The organism is Streptococcus timonensis, assembly GCF_047463455.1.
Taxonomy (GTDB): Bacteria; Bacillota; Bacilli; order Lactobacillales; family Streptococcaceae; genus Streptococcus; species Streptococcus timonensis_B.
This window is the reverse complement of the sequence record NZ_JASHDV010000002.1, coordinates 369,892-387,669: the sequence shown is the minus strand read 5'-3', so window position 1 is coordinate 387,669 and position 17,778 is coordinate 369,892. Positions and strand designations below refer to the sequence as shown.

The window sequence follows — 17,778 nt, the reverse complement described above, 5'->3', positions numbered from 1 at the left end:
ATGGGGGCATTTATTTTTGAAATCATAAAATAATGTGTAGAAGAGGAAAAATATGGTATAATAGTGTCAATTATACTATTTAGGAGAAGGTAAAATGGAAGACCCGAGCAGTCAGGATTTGTTACTGCAATGTTTACTATTAGTCGTATTAACTCTTTTCAACGCTTTTTTCTCTGCAACAGAGATGGCTATGGTATCACTCAGTCGTTCTCGTGTTGAGCAAAAAGCAGAAGAGGGAGATAAACGCTATATCCGTTTGTTAAAAGTACTTGAAAACCCTAATCACTTTTTATCGACTATTCAAGTTGGTATCACCTTAATCACTATCTTATCTGGGGCGCAATTGGCTGATACACTTGGACAAGAGATTGCTTCATGGATTGGAAATAGTGAGACAGCGAGAGCAGTGTCTTCTTTCTTGTCGCTAGCTTTCTTGACTTATATTTCGATTGTCTTTGGGGAACTTTACCCAAAACGTATTGCTCTAAATCTGAAAGATGCTTTAGCAATTCGCTCTGTCCCAATTATTATTGGACTAGGTAAGATCGTTAGTCCCTTCGTTTGGTTATTATCTGCTTCAACTAATTTACTAAGTCGTTTGACTCCTATGAGTTTTGATGATGCAGATGAAAAGATGACTCGTGATGAAATTGAGTATATGTTAACCAATAGTGAAGAAACTTTGGATGCTGATGAAATTGAGATGTTACAAGGGATTTTCTCACTAGACGAGTTGCTGGCTCGTGAAGTGATGGTCCCTCGAACAGATGCATTTATGGTAGATATCCAAGATGACACTCAGACCATTATCGAAAGTATCTTAAAACAAAACTTTTCTCGAATTCCTGTTTATGACGGTGATAAGGACAATGTCATTGGTTTGATTCATACAAAGAGTCTCCTTAAAGAAGCCTTTGCCAGTGGGTTCGATAATATCGTCTGGAAGCGAATCTTACAAGATCCGCTCTTTGTGCCTGAAACTATCTTTATAAATGATTTGTTAAAAGAATTTCGTAATACACAAAGACAGATGGCTATTCTCCTTGATGAGTATGGTGGTATGGCTGGTTTAGTTACTCTTGAGGACTTACTTGAAGAGATTGTTGGTGAGATAGATGATGAAACTGACCGTGCTGAAGTATACGTTCATACTATCGGTGAAAATACCTATATCGTCCAAGGAACAATGAATTTGAATGACTTCAATGATTACTTTGATGTTGAACTTGAGAGTGATGATGTAGATACCATTGCGGGTTACTATTTAACTGGAGTAGGTACTATCCCAACAAGTGAAAAACTCAGCTACGAATTGGAAAGCTCAAACAAACACATCACATTGACCAATGACAAAGTAAAAAATGGTCGTGTAACCAAGGTTAAGGTTCACATTGTAGAACTCGAACCAGAAGAAGAAACTGATTAACAGAAAAGCTTTACTAGTTTTAGGCTAGTAAAGCTTTTTCCAATTTTTAAAAAGAAAAAGACTCCATTTGGAGTCTTTTTATATAAAGGCGGTAGACGGATTTGAACCGACGATCAAGCTTTTGCAGAGCCGTGCCTTACCACTTGGCTATACCGCCTTAACTTTTAATATTATACCTTGAAAACTTCCTTACGTCAATACTTTCTTTTCTGAAAAGTGATAATTCAATGTTTCAAAAAAATGCGACAAAATATTCTGAAAATTCGTTTACTTTTTTAAGAATCTGTGATATAATAATCATTATCATATAATTTTTATCAAAGGAGTTAGATAATATGAAAAAAAGTCGGATTTTTGCTCTAGCAGGCGTTGCTTTAGTTGCAGCTGGAGTTCTTGCTGCATGTGGTTCATCAAAGTCATCTAATGATGCAGAGGCTCCAAAAGCTTACGGTTATACATATACCGCTGATCCAGAAACTTTGGATTATCTTATCTCAGGTAAACAAAGTACAAAAGTGGCTACTTCAAATGGTATTGATGGCCTATTTACAAATGATAAGTATGGGAACCTTACACCAGCAGTTGCAGAAGACTGGTCTGTATCAAAAGATGGTTTAACTTATACTTACAAGATTCGTAAGGGAGTAAAATGGTTCACATCTGATGGTGAAGAGTACGCAGAAGTAACTGCTAAAGACTTCGTAAATGGTTTGAAACACGCGGCTGACAATAAATCAGCAGCGATGTACTTAGCTGAAAATTCAGTTAAAGGTCTTGCTGATTATGTAGCTGGAAACAATAAAGATTTTGCTTCAGTTGGTGTCAAAGCAGTTGATGATTACACTCTTGAATATACTTTGAACAAACCTGAGCCATACTGGAATACTAAAATGGCTTACTCAATTTTCTGGCCTTTGAACGAAGAATTTGAAAAATCAAAAGGAGCTGACTTTGGTAAAGCAACTGACCCTACTTCATTGCTTTATAATGGTCCATTCTTGCTTAGAGGTTTGACTGCTAAGTCATCTATCGAATTTGTGAAGAATGAAAACTATTGGGATAAAGATAATGTTCATTTGGATACTGTAACTCTTGCTTACTACGATGGTTCAGACCAAGAGTCACTTGAACGTAACTTTACAAGTGGAGCTTACAGCTATGCTCGTCTTTTCCCAACCAGCTCAAACTTCTCAAAAGTTGAAGAAACATACAAAGACAATATCTACTACAATCCACAAGGTCCTGGTATCGCTGGTTTGGGTGTCAATATTGACCGTCAATCATACAAATACACTTCAAAAACTACTGACGAAGAAAAAACTGCTACTAAGAAAGCCCTTCTTAACAAAGATTTCCGTCAAGCTTTGAACTTTGCATTTGACCGTACTGCATACTCTGCTCAACTTAATGGTGAAAAGGGAGCTCCTCTTGCTGTTCGTAACCTTTTTGTAAAACCAGAGTTTGTGTCTGCTAACGGTAAATCATTTGGTGATATGGTAACTGAAAAAGTTGCTACTTATGGTGATGAGTGGAAAAATGTAAACCTTGCTGATGGTCAAGATGGACTCTTCAATGCTGAAAAAGCTAAAGCTGAATTGGCTAAAGCGAAAACTGCTCTTGAAGCAGAAGGTGTGAAATTCCCTATCCATATTGACATTCCAGTAGACCAAACATCTAAAGGTTACATTGCTCGTATCCAGTCATTCAAGCAATCAGTTGAAACTACACTTGGAACTGAAAATGTAGTGATTGATATCCAACAAATCACTACAGACGAACTACACAATATCACATACTACGCAGCTAACGCAGCTGCAGAGGATTGGGACCTTTCAGGTGCAGTTGGATGGAACCCTGACTATGAAGACCCATCAACTTACCTAGATATCTTGAAAACAACTAATAGCGAAACAACTAAGTCTTATATGGGATATGACAACCCATCTAGCCCAGCAGTTGCTCAAGTTGGTTTGAAAGAATATGATAAATTAGTTGACGAAGCTGGAAATGAAACAAGCGACCTAGCAGTTCGTTATGAAAAATACGCAGCAGCTCAAGCTTGGTTGACAGATAGCTCACTCTTCCTTCCTGCAATGGCATCTTCAGGAGCAGCTCCTATTATCTCTCGTGTTGTTCCATTCTCAGCATCTTATACTCAATCTGGTGATAAAGGTTCAGATGTTTACTTCAAATATCTTAAATTGCAAGCTAACACTGTAACTGCTAAAGAGTACAAAGAAGCTCGTGAAAAATGGCTCAAAGAAAAAGCTGAATCAAACGAAAAAGCTCAAAAAGAATTAGCGAGCCACGTGAAATAAATAATGCTCATCAGAACTTTCTCTCCAAAAGGAGAAGGTTCTTTTGGGATTTTAAAGGAAATAATATGAAAAAATATGTTTTTATGCGTATCTTGCGGTCGTTAGTTTCTATCTTTTTAGTAACGACCTTGATTTACACAATCATCTATACGATGGTTCCACGGAAGTTGATCTTCAAACAAGATACTAACTACAATAAAATTGCAACAACAGCTGATAAACGTGATAACTATGAAAATACCGTTTTTGAGCGTATGGGGTATATCGAATATTACGATACGAAAGAGTTGCAGGAAAAAGCTAGTAGCATTGACCCTTCTGTAACCGTTGATGCAAACGATACAAATAAAGCTATCTACGAAAAATATATCCAACAACTTGGTAACGGTTGGACTTTGGGTGTATTCACAGAGAGCGGACAATTCTATGCTACTCGTGAAATCCCTATTTTCGAGCGTGTGTTCAAATTCTATGCAAACTTGCTTGACATTGACCATACAAACAAGATTCAAGACCCGGAAAATCCTAATTTAGAGCGTTATTTGCGATTTGAAAACGATCCGGCTATTGGATGGTCTCTAGTAGGTTCAGGGACTAAACATAAATACCTCTTGTACTTCAACAGTCAATTCCCATTTGTTCACCAAAACTTTGTCAACTTGAACTTAGGAGATTCTTACCCAACTTATGCCAATACTCCTGTTCTTCAAGTTATCACACAAGGTCAAGGACAAACCAAGACTTCAGAAGTTCAATTCCCAACAGGTAAGAAAACTTCGTCAGTCAATATCTACACAAGAACTTATAAATCACCAAGTCAGGCTGATGCACGTGAAGTAGCTAACTACGGTAAGGATGATCCATACACGGCTACTGAAAGTAACTATCAGTATCCATCAATGATTGCAAGTTCTGCGATCACAGGTTTGATTGGTCTTGCTATTTCATACGCGATTGCAATCCCACTTGGTTCTGCAATGGCTCGTTACAAGAACACATGGATCGATAGTTTCTCAACAGGAGCTTTGACCTTCTTACTTGCCCTTCCAACCATTGCCTTGGTTTATATCATTCGTTTGATTGGTTCATCTATCGGATTCCCTGATTCATTCCCAATTTTGGGTGCTGGGGACTGGCGTTCTTATGTGCTTCCTGCAGTCATTCTTGGTTTGCTTGGAGCACCTACCATGGCAATTTGGATTCGTCGTTACATGATTGACTTGCAATCTCAAGACTTTGTTCGTTTTGCCCGTGCCAAAGGTTTGTCTGAGAAAGAAATTTCTAGCAAACACATCTTTAAGAACGCGATGGTACCACTCGTTTCAGGTATCCCAGGTTCTATTATTGGTGTTATTGGTGGAGCAACTCTGACTGAAACAGTCTTTGCTTATCCAGGTATGGGTAAAATGCTGATCGACTCAGTAAAAGCATCAAATAACAACATGGTTGTTGGTCTCGTATTTATCTTCACTTGTATCTCAATCTTCTCAAACCTAGTTGGTGATATTTGGATGACGATAATTGACCCACGTATTAAATTGACAGAGAAAGGAGGCAAATAATGTCTACAATTAGTAATGATAAATTTCAATTTGTAAAACGTGATGATTATGCCTCTGAAGCAATTGATGCTCCTGCCTACTCATATTGGGGTTCTGTTTTTAGACAATTTTTTAAGAAGAAATCAACAGTGATCATGCTTGGGATTTTGATTTCCATTGTCTTAATGAGTTTCATCTATCCAATCTTTTCTGATTTTGACTTTAATGATGTAAGTAAGGTAAACGATTTTAGTGTCCGCTTCATTAAACCAAATGCTGAATATTGGTTCGGTACAGACAGTAATGGTAAATCTCTCTTTGATAGTGTCTGGTTTGGAGCTCGTAACTCAATTTTGATTTCGGTGATTGCGACCTTTGTCAACCTATTTATCGGTGTTATCATCGGTGGAATTTGGGGGATATCAAAATCTGTTGACCGTTTCATGTTGGAAGTCTACAACGTTATCAATAACATTCCATCACTCTTGATTGTTATCGTATTGACTTACTCTATCGGAGCAGGTTTCTGGAACTTGATCTTTGCCATGAGTGTAACTACTTGGATTAACGTTGCGCACTCAATTCGTATTCAAATGTTGCGTTACCGTGATTTGGAGTATAACCTTGCTTCACGTACCTTGGGGACACCTGACTACAAAATTATTATAAAAAATATCATGCCTCAATTGGTATCTGTTATCGTTACAAGTACGTCGCAAATGCTTCCAGCCTTTATCTCTTATGAAGCTTTCCTATCATTCTTCGGCCTTGGATTACCGATTACAGTTCCAAGTTTGGGTCGTTTGATTTCAGAGTATTCACAGAACGTAACAACTAATGCTTACCTTTTCTGGATTCCATTGACTACTTTGGTCTTGGTTTCCTTGTCACTTTTCGTTGTTGGGCAAAACTTAGCCGATGCTAGTGATCCACGTACACATAGATAGGAGTAGAAATGACAAATAATAAAAATGTAATTTTATCTGCTCAAGATATTGTCGTGGAATTTGACGTTCGTGACAAAGTTTTGACAGCTATCCGCGGAGTTTCTCTTGAGTTGATTGAAGGAGAAGTTCTTGCCTTAGTTGGAGAGTCAGGTTCGGGTAAATCAGTTTTGACTAAAACATTCACGGGGATGTTAGAAGAAAACGGTCGTATCGCTTTTGGTAACATTGATTACCGTGGTCAAGATCTAACAGCACTTTCTTCTCACAAGGATTGGGAACAGATTCGTGGGGCTAAGATTGCAACAATCTTTCAAGATCCTATGACTAGTTTGGACCCAATCAAAACAATCGGAAGCCAAATTACCGAGGTTATCACTAAACACCAAGGTAAAACAGCTAAAGAAGCAAAAGAATTGGCTATCGACTATATGAATAAGGTTGGTATTCCTGATGCCGAGAAGCGTTTTGAAGAGTATCCATTCCAATATTCTGGAGGAATGCGTCAACGTATCGTTATCGCTATTGCACTTGCCTGTCGTCCAGATGTTCTTATCTGTGATGAGCCAACTACGGCTCTCGATGTTACTATTCAAGCTCAGATTATTGACTTGCTTAAGTCGCTTCAAAATGAATATCACTTTACAACTATCTTTATCACACACGACCTCGGTGTTGTAGCAAGTATTGCAGATAAAGTTGCTGTTATGTATGCTGGTGAGATTGTTGAGTACGGTACTGTTGAAGAAATATTTTATGATCCTCGTCATCCCTACACTTGGAGCCTACTATCAAGTTTGCCACAGTTAGCTGATGATAAAGGAGAACTATATTCAATTCCAGGTACTCCTCCGTCACTATATACAGAATTAAAAGGTGATGCATTTGCTCTTCGTTCAGATTACGCAATGAAGATCGATTTTGAAGAAAAAGCACCCCAATTTGCTGTTTCAGATACTCATTGGGCTAAAACTTGGTTGCTTGATGAACGAGCTCCAAAAGTTGAAAAACCAGCAGTAATTTCAAATTTACATGACAAGATTCGTGAGAGAATGGGTCTTGTTCATATAGAAAACTAGGAGGAAGGAAATGTCTGAAAAATTAGTAGAAATTAAAGACGTAGAGATTTCCTTCGGTGAAGGAAGCAAAAAGTTTGTAGCCGTTAAAAATGCTAACTTCTTTATCAACAAAGGTGAAACTTTCTCTCTAGTGGGTGAGTCAGGTAGTGGTAAAACAACGATTGGTCGTGCTATTATTGGGTTGAATCATACCAGTAAAGGGGATATCCTCTTCGAAGGTAAAAAGATCAACGGTAAAAAATCACGAGCTCAAGAAGCTGAAGTAATCCGTCGTATTCAAATGATTTTCCAAGACCCTGCTGCTAGTTTGAATGAGCGTGCAACGGTTGACTATATCATTTCTGAAGGTCTTTATAATTTCCATCTATTTAAGGATGAGGAAGAAAGACAAGAAAAAGTTAAAAAGATTATTAGTGAAGTTGGACTTTTGGCTGAACATTTGACACGTTATCCTCATGAGTTTTCAGGTGGACAACGTCAACGTATTGGTATCGCTCGTGCCTTAGTTATGCAACCTGACTTTGTTATCGCAGATGAGCCGATTTCAGCCTTGGACGTTTCAGTTCGTGCCCAAGTTTTGAACTTGCTCAAGAAATTCCAAAAAGAACTAGGCTTGACTTACCTCTTTATTGCCCATGACTTGTCAGTTGTTCGTTTTATCTCTGACCGTATTGCAGTTATTTACAAAGGGGTCATTGTTGAAGTCGCGGAAACGGAAGAATTGTTTAACAATCCAATCCATCCGTATACTCAAGCTCTCTTGTCTGCAGTACCGATTCCAGACCCAATTTTGGAACGTAAAAAAGTCTTAAAAGTCTATGATCCAAGTCAACACGACTATGAGACTGATAAACCATCTATGGTTGAAATCCGACCAGGTCATTATGTTTGGGCTAACCAAGCTGAATTGGAACGCTATAAAAATGATTTGAAATAAGAAAAGGTTTTATAATTTTTGTAGATTCATTCTATGAAGATTATGAAACTTTTTTTCTTTTAGTTATAAAACTTGATTATCTTTAACAATTTGATATACTGAATACAATAAGAAGTAAGCGATTATAAGTGTGATTAACCAAGGGAGAATCAAATGGATCATCAACCAAATTTATTTACTGATCTTGCTAGAACTGTTGGAGCATGCCTTTGGGTAAAGGGGATGGAAGTTTTAACTGAAAAGAAGGAATCAGAGCCAGAAGTGTTAGAGTTGACTAGATTTATTCTAGCTTTAAAACTAAGTTCTTCCTTACCAGGGATTCTTGGGCTCCCTAGAAAGGAAGATAAGAAATGAAATTGATTTGGGATATTCTATTTTTTATCTTGATTAAACCACTCATAATTTTAATAGAAATTATTTGGTATATCATTTACTCTGTAGTATACAATTTTTTTATAGACTTAGGAGTATCAATTTTAGATTGGTTTGTAAAATTACTTTAGTAATGAAGAAATTAGATGATAAAAAAGGATGGAAAATCTTCCATCCTTTTTTAAATTTATAGCAATACTAGAGTTGAAACTGTTGATAACTTCGTAGAGTTTTTATCATATAGATGATACTTAGTTTAGTTCAGAAGATACAGGGTTAGGCAAGTGCTCAAAGGTAATTAGGTCTTCCTTTTGAGTAGCAAGCTGGATGCGATTGTCTTTGATGCGGCTTGCTTGCACTTCCTTACCGCTAACCTTGATAATGCTAGCTTCGATATTTGGATAGTCTACGACTAAATCTCCACCAACATTAGAAATGAAAGATAGTGTTTCAAGATTCTTTTCTTTCCATTTCATGCTGACTTCAAAGTTACCACGAGCTACTAGACCTGAGACTTGACCATCTTTCCATGCATCTGGAAGGGCTGGTAATGGGGCAATATAGCCGGTGTGAGACTGAAGGAGCATTTCTGCCATACCGCTGGTTGCACCAAAGTTCCCATCAATTTGAAAAGGAGCGTGCGTATCCCATAGGTTTTCTAGAGTTGAGGATTTGAGTTGTTCTGCCAACAAACGGTGGGCACGATTTCCATCTAGGAGACGGGCCCAGAGGTTGATTTTATTGGCCTTAGACCAACCCGTTCCACCATCTCCACGGTGGTTTAAGGTTGCGCGTGCGGCCTCCAGGTATTCCGGCTGATCTTTGCCAAATAAAGTACCTGGGAAGAGTCCAACTAGATGGGAAACGTGACGGTGATGGTTTTCAATTCCTTCATTAGTGAATTGAGGACTGTCTTCTTCGTACCATTCCTTGATTCGGCCGTCTTGGTTGATATGAAGTGGTTTGAGCTTGTCAAATTTAGCCTTCACTTCTGTCACCAAATCTTGGTCGACATTGAGATGATTGGCCGCTTCCATATAGTCGTGGAATAACTGCCAAACTAGAGATTGGTCAAAAGTATTCCCAATCGTGATAGTTCCATGCTCTGGTGAGTATGATGGAGAAGAAACCCAACGGTCACTAGATTTGTCGTAGTGCAAGAAGGAATTCCAGAACTTGGCTGTTTCCTTGAGCATTGGATAAATCTTTTCTTTGAGATAGGTTTCATCCTTGGTGAATTTGTAGTAGTCATAGACGTTTTGCATCACCCAAGCATTGGCAGCAGGAGACCAACCCCAATAGTAATTCCAACCTGGAGTTGTCCAGCCAAATGGTGTTGCCTGAGTATGAACCAACCAACCGTTTTCTTGGCCTTCTTTGGATTCGATACATGCATATTCTTTAGCAGCGATACGACCATAGTAGCGCATGTCATCAATATAATTGACCATTGGCTTAGCAGTTTCTGCAAGATTGTTCATGTAGGCAGGCCAATAGTTCATCTGAAGGTTGACATTGAGGTGGTAATCTGAGTTCCAAGGTGGATTGTCTACAGCATTCCAGACTCCTTGCAAGTTGGCAGGAAGGGCATCTGTCCGGTCACGAGAAGAACTGATGAGTAGATAACGTCCGTATTGGAAGAAGAGTTCTTCTAGTTGTTGCCCTTTTTCTGGGTTGTAGGTATGCAGAGCTTCTTTTGTAGTTTGGCTAGACTTGCTACCGCCAAGATTTAGTTGAACACGATTGAAGAGACTTTGATAATCCTTGATGTGGTTATTTTTTAGGGTTTCATAATCTTTTGCCTTGGCAGCTTCTACGATAGACTTGACAGTATTTTCTAGGTCAATATCCTTGCGATAGTTGGTTTTTGGATTTTGAGCAAAGTTGGTCTTGGCACTGAGTAAAAGGGAAGCATAGCTAGCTCCAGTGACAGTCAAATAGCCATCTTGGGCCGTAACCTGTCCATCTGTCTTGATTACAAGATAGGAAGCAAATTGAAGACCATTATCTTTGACACTGCCTTTGAGTAGAATACCGTTGGTATCGACATTAACACTTCCTTCTTTAAAATTTGATTCTTCCATAGAGTACTCTCCATTAGCAATCAAATCTTTTGTCAAGCTATTCCAGAGTGAAAAATCAAGGGTTTTATCCCCTTTTTTACTCAAGTGGATCACAGTAACATCGTCAGGATAGCTAGAGAAGGTTTCGCGTTTAAAGTTCGTACCGTCTTGGGTATAAGAAGTGGTCGAGATGGCCTCAGAAATATCTAAACCACGATGATAGTCGGTAACATTCTCCAAGCCTTTCTTTTGGTTGTTAAAGACCATAAAGATATCACCAAAAGATAAGTAACGACCATACTGAGCATTGTTTGGTCCGACTAGGTTGCGCTCCGCTAATTGTTTTGCTTTTTGGCGGTTTCCTTCTTCTAATGCCTTACGAATTTCTGCTAAAACCTTATAGCGGTCTTGATAGTTCCCCCCATTGTAATCGATGCTATCCGGCTGCGGTCCACCAGACCAGAGAGTTTTTTCGTTGTATTGGATTCTTTCCTCACCGATTAATCCGAAAACCTTGGCACCCATTTCTCCATTTCCGACTGGGAGGGCTTGTTTTTCCCATCCATCATAAGAAGGAACAGTTGGTTGGTCGTATATTAGTTGATAGTTATTTTTATTTTTCATAGTTTTTTTATTATTGAAGCAAATAGTATAGTGAATTCTATGCTTTTACTATAGCAGACACATTAACTTATTGCAAGGTTTTAAAGGCCTCATTTGTTTATTTTAAGGACAGTGTATATTCTAGATTTTATAATGGATAGTAAGCAAGCCTTTTTTATAGGTTAAGAGAATTAAAATGTTGCATAGTTGCTTTCTGAAAGCGCAAATCAAACTAGTCAGCAGTGGGACTTTATGGTATAATATAGTAGACTTTAAAAGAAACAGGAGAAATATTATGGATCTTATTTTAGCGATTATCTTGATTGTTTTAGCTTTTCTAGGAGGTGCTCTTGGAGGCATGTACTTGGTGCGTAAACAAATTGAAAAAGAATTTGCGGATAACCCACGTCTGAATGCAGAAGCAGTTCGTACTCTTTTGAGTGCAAATGGTCAAAAACCAAGCGAAGCTAAGGTACAACAAGTGTATCACCAAATTATTCGTCAACAAAAAGCAGCTCTTGCTAACAGCAAAAAGAAAAAATAAAAGCTTATTGTCACTATAAATAGGAAAAGTCTGGGATGAAAGTTCCAGACTTCTCACTATGTTCACATTTATTGAAGTTTGAAGCATTTTGCTTGCATTCTATTGATATTTGATTATGATTAAGAGGGAGACAGTTGGAACTTTACCAAACTGTCAGAAATTTCAGTAAGAAATGTAATGATAATGAACTATTAATCAGAAACATAAGACTAGAAAGAAGACTGTATGGATAATCGACCAATTGGTTTTTTGGATTCGGGTGTCGGAGGCTTGACTGTTGTACGTGAGCTCATGCGCCAGCTTCCTCATGAAGAAATCGTCTATATTGGAGATTCGGCACGAGCGCCTTACGGGCCTCGTCCTGCTGAGCAAATTCGTGAATATACTTGGCAGTTGGTCAACTTTCTTTTGACTAAGGATGTCAAGATGATTGTCATCGCTTGTAATACTGCAACAGCAGTTGTTTGGGAAGAAGTCAAGGCTAGGTTGGATATCCCTGTCCTCGGTGTCATTTTACCGGGTGCTTCAGCTGCTATCAAAGCAAGTCAGGGTGGGAGAATCGGTGTGATTGGAACACCAATGACAGTACAATCAGATATCTATCGTCAAAAAATTCATGACCTAGATCCAAATTTGCAAGTTGAAAGTTTGGCCTGCCCTAAGTTTGCTCCCTTGGTTGAGTCTGGGGCCCTTTCAACCAGTGTGACCAAGAAAGTAGTTTATGAAACCTTGCGTCCATTAGTGGGCAAGGTAGACAGCTTGATTTTGGGTTGTACCCACTATCCGCTACTCAGACCCATTATCCAAAATGTGATGGGACCAGAAGTGAAACTGATTGATAGTGGAGCAGAGTGTGTACGGGATATCTCTGTCTTACTCAATTATTTCGAGATTAATCGTAGCCGCGATGCAGGGCCTCTACAACACCGTTTTTATACGACTGCAAATAGCCATAGTTTTGCTCAGATTGGAGCGGAATGGCTAGAAAAAGAGATTCATGTGGAGCATGTAACATTATGACAAACAAAATTTATGAATACAAGGATGACCAGGACTGGTATGTAGGTGTCTGGGACGTCTACGGTGGAATTTATAGCCTCATAAAAGATCCTCTTGATCTCGATTTTATGGATTTGGCTCGCATTTTCCGTGATGAGGAAAATGGTTTTCCAATCACGATTACGGTAATGCGCTGGTCTTCCAACTTCCGCTTGCTATCTTTTATCGTTGAGATTTTAAATGCAGAAGCCGGTCGAAACTTGGAAGTCATTCAACGCCAAGGTGCCTTGCTCTTAGTCGAAAATGGGAAACTCTTGCATGTGGAATTACCTAAAGAAGGAGTAGATGTCGAAGCCTTCTTTGAAACTAGCAAAGTCAGAGAAACCTTGTTGATAGCGACTCGTAATGAAGGGAAGACCAAGGAATTTCGTGCTATCTTTGACAAACTTGGATATGATGTGGAGAATCTCAATGATTACCCAGATCTACCTGAAGTTGCTGAAACCGGTATGACCTTTGAAGAAAATGCTCGCCTTAAGGCTGAGACCATCTCCAAATTGACAGGCAAGATGGTTCTAGCAGATGATTCTGGTCTTAAAGTCGATGTCCTCGGTGGATTGCCAGGCGTTTGGTCAGCTCGATTTGCAGGAGTGGGAGCCACTGACCAGGAAAACAATGCTAAACTCTTGCACGAATTAGCCATGGTCTTTGAACTCAAGGACCGTTCGGCACAATTCCACACCACTTTGGTTGTGGCTAGCCCAGGTAAGGAAAGCTTGGTGGTCGAAGCTGATTGGCCAGGCTACATTAACTTTGAACCTAAGGGTGAAAATGGTTTTGGCTATGATCCTCTTTTCCTAGTAGGAGAAACAGGCAAGTCATCAGCTGAATTAACCCTTGAAGAAAAAAATAGTCAATCTCACCGTGCCTTAGCCGTTAAGAAACTTTTGGAGGTATTTCCATCATGGCAAAGCAAACCATCATTGTAATGAGCGACTCCCATGGAGATAGCTTGATTGTAGAAGAAATACGTGATCGCTATCTTGGGAAAGTTGATGCCATTTTTCACGATGGGGACTCGGAGCTTCGCCCAGATTCACCACTCTGGGAAGGGATTCAGGTAGTTAGAGGAAACATGGATTTCTATTCAGATTATCCAGAATGCTTAGTGACTCAACTGGGTCCTACCAAGATTATCCAGACTCACGGACACTTATTTGACATTAACTTCAATTTCCAAAAACTAGATTTCTGGGCTCAAGAGGAAGATGCTGATATCTGTCTCTATGGTCACTTGCATGTACCAAATGCTTGGATGGAAGGGAAGACTCTCTTTCTAAATCCTGGTTCTATCAGTCAACCACGTGGAACTATCAGAGAATGCCTCTATGCCCGTGTGGAGATTGATGACAAGAGTTTCAAAGTGGACTTTTTGACACGTGACCATGAGGTATATCCAGGCTTATCCAAGGAGTTTGCTCGATGATTGCCAAGGAATTTGAACTATTTTTACTGGAACAAGAGGAAACCTTTTTGACTCCTGCTGAAAATTTGGCTGTCTTAATCGATACCCACAATGCAGATCATGCAATCCTCTTGCTTAGTCAGATGACCTATAGTAGGGTTCCAGTAGTAACAGATAAGAGAATATTTGTCGGAACAATTGGCCTAAGAGATATTTTAGCCTACCAAATGGAGAATGACTTGAGTCAAGAGGCAATGGCAGATACAGACATTGTTCATATGACAAAGAAGGGTGTTGCAGTGGTGGCTCCAGATTATACACTGACAGATGTTTTACATAAGCTAGTGGATGAGTCTTTCCTGCCAGTCGTTGATAAGGATGGTATTTTCCAAGGGATTATCACGCGGAAGTCAATCCTCAAGGCTGTCAATGCCCTCTTGCACGATTTTAGTAAGGAATATGAGATTCGAAGCAAATGAGAGAATGGATTGTAGCGTTTTTAGATGAAAAACAAGATTTGTCCAGTAATTCCAAGCAGTCTTATAAGTATGATTTAGAGCAATTTTTAGACATGATAGGAGAACGAATTTCTGAGACAAGTTTAAAAATCTACCAAGCTCAACTATCAAATTTTAAAATCAGTGTCCAAAAGCGTAAAGTTTCTGCTTGTAATCAATTTCTCTTCTTTTTGTACCAAAAAGGAAAGATTGGCACCTTTTATCGTTTGGAATTGCCGAAACAGGCTGAGAATAAACAAGTCAAGTCAGAGCTTTTAGACTTGAGTTCTTTCTGGCAAGAAAGTATCTGTCCAGAAGGGCGTTTAATAGCCTTATTGATAGTTGAATTGGGCCTCTTGCCTAGTGAAATTTTAGCCATAAAAACAAGTGATGTGAATCTAGACTTTCAAGTATTGAGAATCAATAAAGCCTCTCAGCAAAGAGTCTTGAGTCTTCCTACAAACTTGCTAACAGAGCTAGAACCCTTGATGGGACAGACCTACCTCTTTGAAAAAACTGGTAAGCCATACTCTCGTCAATGGGCCTTTCGTCAGTTAGAAGCATTTCTAAAGGAAAAAGGTTTTGCAGATTTATCGGCTCAAGGGTTAAGGGAACAGTTTATACTGAGACAAATTGAAGAGAAGGTTGACTTGTACGAAATCGCTAAAAAGTTAGGATTAAAAACAGTCATGACCTTAGAAAAATATAGATAATGGATATTAAATTAAAAGATTTTGAAGGGCCTTTGGACTTGCTCTTACATTTGGTTTCAAAGTATCAGATGGATATCTATGATGTACCGATTACAGAAATTATCGAGCAGTATCTAGCCTACATATCAACTTTACAAGCCATGCGTTTAGAAGTGGCAGGAGAGTATATGGTGATGGCTAGCCAACTGATGCTAATCAAGAGTCGCAAGCTCTTACCAAAGGTTGCAGAAGTGACGGATTTAGAGGATGACCTTGAGCAGGACCTCCTTTCTCAGATTGAAGAATACCGCAAATTTAAACTTTTGGGAGAGCAGTTGGAAGTCAAGCACCAGGAACGAGCTCAATATTACTCAAAAGCACCGACAGAGTTAATTTACGAGGATGCAGAACTTGTGCATGATAAAACGACGATTGATCTTTTCTTAGCCTTTTCAACCTTACTGACCAAGAAAAAGGAAGAATTCTCGAAAAGTCACACAACAATCTTACGAGATGAGTATAAGATTGAGGATATGATGGTTATCGTTCGAGAAGCCTTGGTTGAAGGTCAACAATTATGCTTGCAGGATTTGTTTAAAGAAATCAAGGATTTACAAGAGGTCATTACACTCTTTTTAGCGACCTTGGAGTTGATTAAAACCCAAGAAATTCTCTTGATTCAAAAAGAGAGTTTTGGAGATATTTATCTCATGAAAAAGAATGAAGAAAATCAAGTAGAGCAGAGTCAAGCTTGATAGAGAGGAAATATGAGTACTTTAGCAAAAATAGAAGCACTCCTGTTTGTGTCGGGTGAAGATGGGATTAGGGCTCGCCAGTTAGCAGAGCTCTTATCGTTACCACCAACAGGGGTTCAGCAGAGTCTTGAAAAATTAGCCAAAAAGTATGAAAAAGATCAGGATTCTAGTCTAGACTTGATTGAGACAGGTGGTGCTTATAGATTGGTAACCAAGGCTAAATTTGCAGGTGTTTTGAAAGAATATTCTAAGGCACCAATCAACCAGAGTCTATCTCGAGCTGCGCTTGAAACCTTGTCCATCATTGCCTACAAGCAGCCTATCACACGGATAGAAATCGATGCTATCCGTGGGGTTAATTCGAGTGGAGCTTTGGCAAAGTTACAGGCCTTTGACTTGATACGAGAAGACGGGAAAAAAGAGGTGCTTGGACGCCCTAACCTCTATGTAACGACGGATTATTTTCTGGATTACATGGGTATTAACCATTTGGAAGAATTGCCTGTGATTGACGAGCTTGAAATTCAAGCACAAGAAAGCCAATTATTTGGTGAAAGGATAGAAGAAGATGAGAATCAATAAATATATTGCCCACGCAGGAGTGGCCAGTAGGAGAAAAGCAGAGGAGTTGATCAAGCAAGGCTTGGTGACTGTTAACGGTCAGGTAGTACGTGAATTAGCGACAACCATTAAGTCTGGCGATAAGGTAGAAGTTGAAGGTCAACCAATCTACAACGAAGAGAAGGTCTACTATCTGCTCAATAAACCACGTGGAGTGATTTCCAGTGTAACAGATGATAAGGGACGTAAGACGGTTGTCGACCTCTTGCCGAATGTTAAAGAGCGCATCTACCCTGTGGGACGTTTGGACTGGGATACATCTGGAGTCTTGATTTTGACCAACGATGGTGACTTTACCGATGAGATGATTCACCCACGTAATGAAATCGATAAGGTCTATGTTGCGCGTGTGAAAGGAATTGCCAACAAAGAAAACCTCCGTCCCTTGACTCGAGGTGTTGAGATTGATGGGAAGAAAACGAAGCCAGCGGTTTATGAGATTCTTAAAGTAGACCCAGCCAAAAACCGTTCTGTTGTACAGTTGACCATCCATGAAGGACGTAACCACCAGGTTAAAAAGATGTTTGAAGCTGTGGGTCTCCCAGTGGACAAGTTGTCGCGGACACGTTTTGGCCATCTAGACTTGACGGGTCTTCGTCCAGGAGAATCACGTCGTCTCAATAAAAAGGAAATTAGCCAACTACATACCATGGCTGTAACAACTAATAAATAATGAAACGAATTTTAATTGCGCCTGTACGCTTTTACCAACGCTTTATATCCCCTGCATTCCCACCTTCTTGTAGATTTGAGCCTACTTGTTCAAACTACATGATTCAGGCTATTGAAAAGCATGGATTTAAGGGGGTTCTGATGGGATTGGCACGGATATTACGATGTCATCCTTGGTCTGAAATAGGTAAGGACCCCGTACCAGATCACTTTTCTTTAAAGAGAAATTCAAAATAAAAAGAATCACGAC

Annotated in this window: 17 protein-coding genes, 1 tRNA gene and 1 pseudogene; 17 read left to right on the top strand and 2 right to left on the bottom strand. The window is 39.3% G+C overall.

Annotated features, from left to right (window positions below):
- Window positions 1-94: 94 nt before the first annotated feature.
- Entirely contained in the window at window positions 95-1,426 is a 1,332-nt protein-coding gene (locus QM847_RS05115) for a hemolysin family protein (RefSeq protein WP_269797300.1), read from the top strand.
- Window positions 1,427-1,512: 86 nt separating this feature from the next.
- Here QM847_RS05115 and QM847_RS05110 read toward each other — a convergent pair.
- A tRNA-Cys gene (locus tag QM847_RS05110) sits at window positions 1,513-1,583 on the bottom strand.
- Between the two features lie 178 nt (window positions 1,584-1,761).
- On the opposite strand from QM847_RS05110, the gene QM847_RS05105 reads away from it, so the two are divergent.
- The 6 genes from QM847_RS05105 to QM847_RS05080 all read left to right on the top strand — a co-directional run bounded on the left by QM847_RS05105 (window position 1,762) and on the right by QM847_RS05080 (window position 8,599).
- On the top strand, window positions 1,762-3,744 hold the full coding sequence (locus tag QM847_RS05105; RefSeq protein WP_269797299.1) for a peptide ABC transporter substrate-binding protein: 1,983 nt from the start codon (window positions 1,762-1,764) through the stop codon (window positions 3,742-3,744).
- Between the two features lie 65 nt (window positions 3,745-3,809).
- Window positions 3,810-5,306 carry an ABC transporter permease gene (locus QM847_RS05100; RefSeq protein WP_414354295.1) on the top strand — a complete coding sequence of 499 codons (1,497 nt, stop codon included), beginning with the start codon at window positions 3,810-3,812 and terminating at the stop codon, window positions 5,304-5,306.
- Window positions 5,306-6,232, top strand: a complete 927-nt coding sequence (oppC, locus tag QM847_RS05095; RefSeq protein ID WP_414354294.1) for an oligopeptide ABC transporter permease OppC — start codon at window positions 5,306-5,308, stop codon at window positions 6,230-6,232. Before QM847_RS05100 ends, oppC begins: the two co-directional genes overlap by 1 nt.
- An 8-nt stretch (window positions 6,233-6,240) precedes the next feature.
- Complete coding sequence (locus QM847_RS05090; protein WP_414354293.1) at window positions 6,241-7,308, top strand: ABC transporter ATP-binding protein; 1,068 nt, start codon at window positions 6,241-6,243, stop codon at window positions 7,306-7,308.
- Window positions 7,309-7,318: 10 nt separating this feature from the next.
- Window positions 7,319-8,245 carry an ATP-binding cassette domain-containing protein gene (locus QM847_RS05085; RefSeq protein ID WP_414354291.1) on the top strand — a complete coding sequence of 309 codons (927 nt, stop codon included), beginning with the start codon at window positions 7,319-7,321 and terminating at the stop codon, window positions 8,243-8,245.
- Between the two features lie 153 nt (window positions 8,246-8,398).
- Complete coding sequence (locus tag QM847_RS05080) at window positions 8,399-8,599, top strand: mechanosensitive ion channel protein MscL (protein ID WP_414354289.1); 201 nt, start codon at window positions 8,399-8,401, stop codon at window positions 8,597-8,599.
- A 281-nt stretch (window positions 8,600-8,880) separates the two neighbouring features.
- Here QM847_RS05080 and QM847_RS05075 read toward each other — a convergent pair.
- Window positions 8,881-11,295: pseudogene (locus QM847_RS05075) on the bottom strand (glycosyl hydrolase family 95 catalytic domain-containing protein); the annotation flags it as partial.
- 283 nt (window positions 11,296-11,578) lie between these two features.
- Between QM847_RS05075 and QM847_RS05070 the strand changes: the two are divergent.
- The 10 genes from QM847_RS05070 (at window position 11,579) to yidD (ending at window position 17,765) form a co-directional block, all read left to right on the top strand.
- A complete protein-coding gene (locus QM847_RS05070) occupies window positions 11,579-11,827 on the top strand; it encodes a YneF family protein (protein ID WP_269797294.1) in 249 nt (82 codons plus the stop codon).
- Between the two features lie 225 nt (window positions 11,828-12,052).
- Complete coding sequence (gene racE / locus QM847_RS05065) at window positions 12,053-12,847, top strand: glutamate racemase (protein WP_254733652.1); 795 nt, start codon at window positions 12,053-12,055, stop codon at window positions 12,845-12,847.
- The gene (locus tag QM847_RS05060) at window positions 12,805-13,815 is read left to right on the top strand and encodes a nucleoside-triphosphate diphosphatase (protein WP_414354287.1); all 1,011 of its coding nucleotides are present in this window, start codon (window positions 12,805-12,807) and stop codon (window positions 13,813-13,815) included. The genes racE and QM847_RS05060 overlap by 43 nt, the downstream gene beginning before the upstream one ends.
- The gene (locus tag QM847_RS05055; protein WP_414354286.1) at window positions 13,791-14,312 is read left to right on the top strand and encodes a metallophosphoesterase; all 522 of its coding nucleotides are present in this window, start codon (window positions 13,791-13,793) and stop codon (window positions 14,310-14,312) included. The genes QM847_RS05060 and QM847_RS05055 overlap by 25 nt, the downstream gene beginning before the upstream one ends.
- Entirely contained in the window at window positions 14,309-14,770 is a 462-nt protein-coding gene (gene cbpB, locus QM847_RS05050) for a cyclic-di-AMP-binding protein CbpB (RefSeq protein WP_414354285.1), read from the top strand. Before QM847_RS05055 ends, cbpB begins: the two co-directional genes overlap by 4 nt.
- The gene (xerD, locus tag QM847_RS05045) at window positions 14,767-15,501 is read left to right on the top strand and encodes a site-specific tyrosine recombinase XerD (protein WP_414354283.1); all 735 of its coding nucleotides are present in this window, start codon (window positions 14,767-14,769) and stop codon (window positions 15,499-15,501) included. The genes cbpB and xerD overlap by 4 nt, the downstream gene beginning before the upstream one ends.
- Window positions 15,501-16,235, top strand: a complete 735-nt coding sequence (locus QM847_RS05040) for a segregation/condensation protein A (RefSeq protein ID WP_414354282.1) — start codon at window positions 15,501-15,503, stop codon at window positions 16,233-16,235. Before xerD ends, QM847_RS05040 begins: the two co-directional genes overlap by 1 nt.
- A 12-nt stretch (window positions 16,236-16,247) precedes the next feature.
- A complete protein-coding gene (scpB, locus tag QM847_RS05035) occupies window positions 16,248-16,817 on the top strand; it encodes an SMC-Scp complex subunit ScpB (protein WP_414354281.1) in 570 nt (189 codons plus the stop codon).
- Window positions 16,804-17,529: a pseudouridine synthase gene (locus tag QM847_RS05030; RefSeq protein WP_414354280.1), complete on the top strand. Its 726-nt coding sequence runs from the start codon at window positions 16,804-16,806 to the stop codon at window positions 17,527-17,529. The genes scpB and QM847_RS05030 overlap by 14 nt, the downstream gene beginning before the upstream one ends.
- Window positions 17,529-17,765 carry a membrane protein insertion efficiency factor YidD gene (gene yidD / locus QM847_RS05025; RefSeq protein ID WP_025170542.1) on the top strand — a complete coding sequence of 79 codons (237 nt, stop codon included), beginning with the start codon at window positions 17,529-17,531 and terminating at the stop codon, window positions 17,763-17,765. The genes QM847_RS05030 and yidD overlap by 1 nt, the downstream gene beginning before the upstream one ends.
- The last annotated feature ends 13 nt before the right edge of the window (window positions 17,766-17,778 follow it).

Excerpts from the sequence above, each read along its gene's own strand:
- QM847_RS05040 (WP_414354282.1), top strand. The coding sequence starts at position 15,501 with ATGGATATTAAATTAAAAGATTTTGAAGGGCCTTTGGACTTGCTCTTA.
- QM847_RS05080 (WP_414354289.1), top strand. The coding sequence starts at position 8,399 with ATGGATCATCAACCAAATTTATTTACTGATCTTGCTAGAACTGTTGGA.
- QM847_RS05030 (WP_414354280.1), top strand. The coding sequence starts at position 16,804 with ATGAGAATCAATAAATATATTGCCCACGCAGGAGTGGCCAGTAGGAGA.
- QM847_RS05060 (WP_414354287.1), top strand. The coding sequence starts at position 12,805 with ATGGCTAGAAAAAGAGATTCATGTGGAGCATGTAACATTATGACAAAC.
- yidD (WP_025170542.1), top strand. The coding sequence starts at position 17,529 with ATGAAACGAATTTTAATTGCGCCTGTACGCTTTTACCAACGCTTTATA.
- QM847_RS05055 (WP_414354286.1), top strand. The coding sequence starts at position 13,791 with ATGGCAAAGCAAACCATCATTGTAATGAGCGACTCCCATGGAGATAGC.
- cbpB (WP_414354285.1), top strand. The coding sequence starts at position 14,309 with ATGATTGCCAAGGAATTTGAACTATTTTTACTGGAACAAGAGGAAACC.
- QM847_RS05070 (WP_269797294.1), top strand. The coding sequence starts at position 11,579 with ATGGATCTTATTTTAGCGATTATCTTGATTGTTTTAGCTTTTCTAGGA.
- QM847_RS05090 (WP_414354293.1), top strand. The coding sequence starts at position 6,241 with ATGACAAATAATAAAAATGTAATTTTATCTGCTCAAGATATTGTCGTG.
- QM847_RS05085 (WP_414354291.1), top strand. The coding sequence starts at position 7,319 with ATGTCTGAAAAATTAGTAGAAATTAAAGACGTAGAGATTTCCTTCGGT.
- QM847_RS05100 (WP_414354295.1), top strand. The coding sequence starts at position 3,810 with ATGAAAAAATATGTTTTTATGCGTATCTTGCGGTCGTTAGTTTCTATC.
- xerD (WP_414354283.1), top strand. The coding sequence starts at position 14,767 with ATGAGAGAATGGATTGTAGCGTTTTTAGATGAAAAACAAGATTTGTCC.
- QM847_RS05115 (WP_269797300.1), top strand. The coding sequence starts at position 95 with ATGGAAGACCCGAGCAGTCAGGATTTGTTACTGCAATGTTTACTATTA.
- QM847_RS05105 (WP_269797299.1), top strand. The coding sequence starts at position 1,762 with ATGAAAAAAAGTCGGATTTTTGCTCTAGCAGGCGTTGCTTTAGTTGCA.
- scpB (WP_414354281.1), top strand. The coding sequence starts at position 16,248 with ATGAGTACTTTAGCAAAAATAGAAGCACTCCTGTTTGTGTCGGGTGAA.
- oppC (WP_414354294.1), top strand. The coding sequence starts at position 5,306 with ATGTCTACAATTAGTAATGATAAATTTCAATTTGTAAAACGTGATGAT.
- racE (WP_254733652.1), top strand. The coding sequence starts at position 12,053 with ATGGATAATCGACCAATTGGTTTTTTGGATTCGGGTGTCGGAGGCTTG.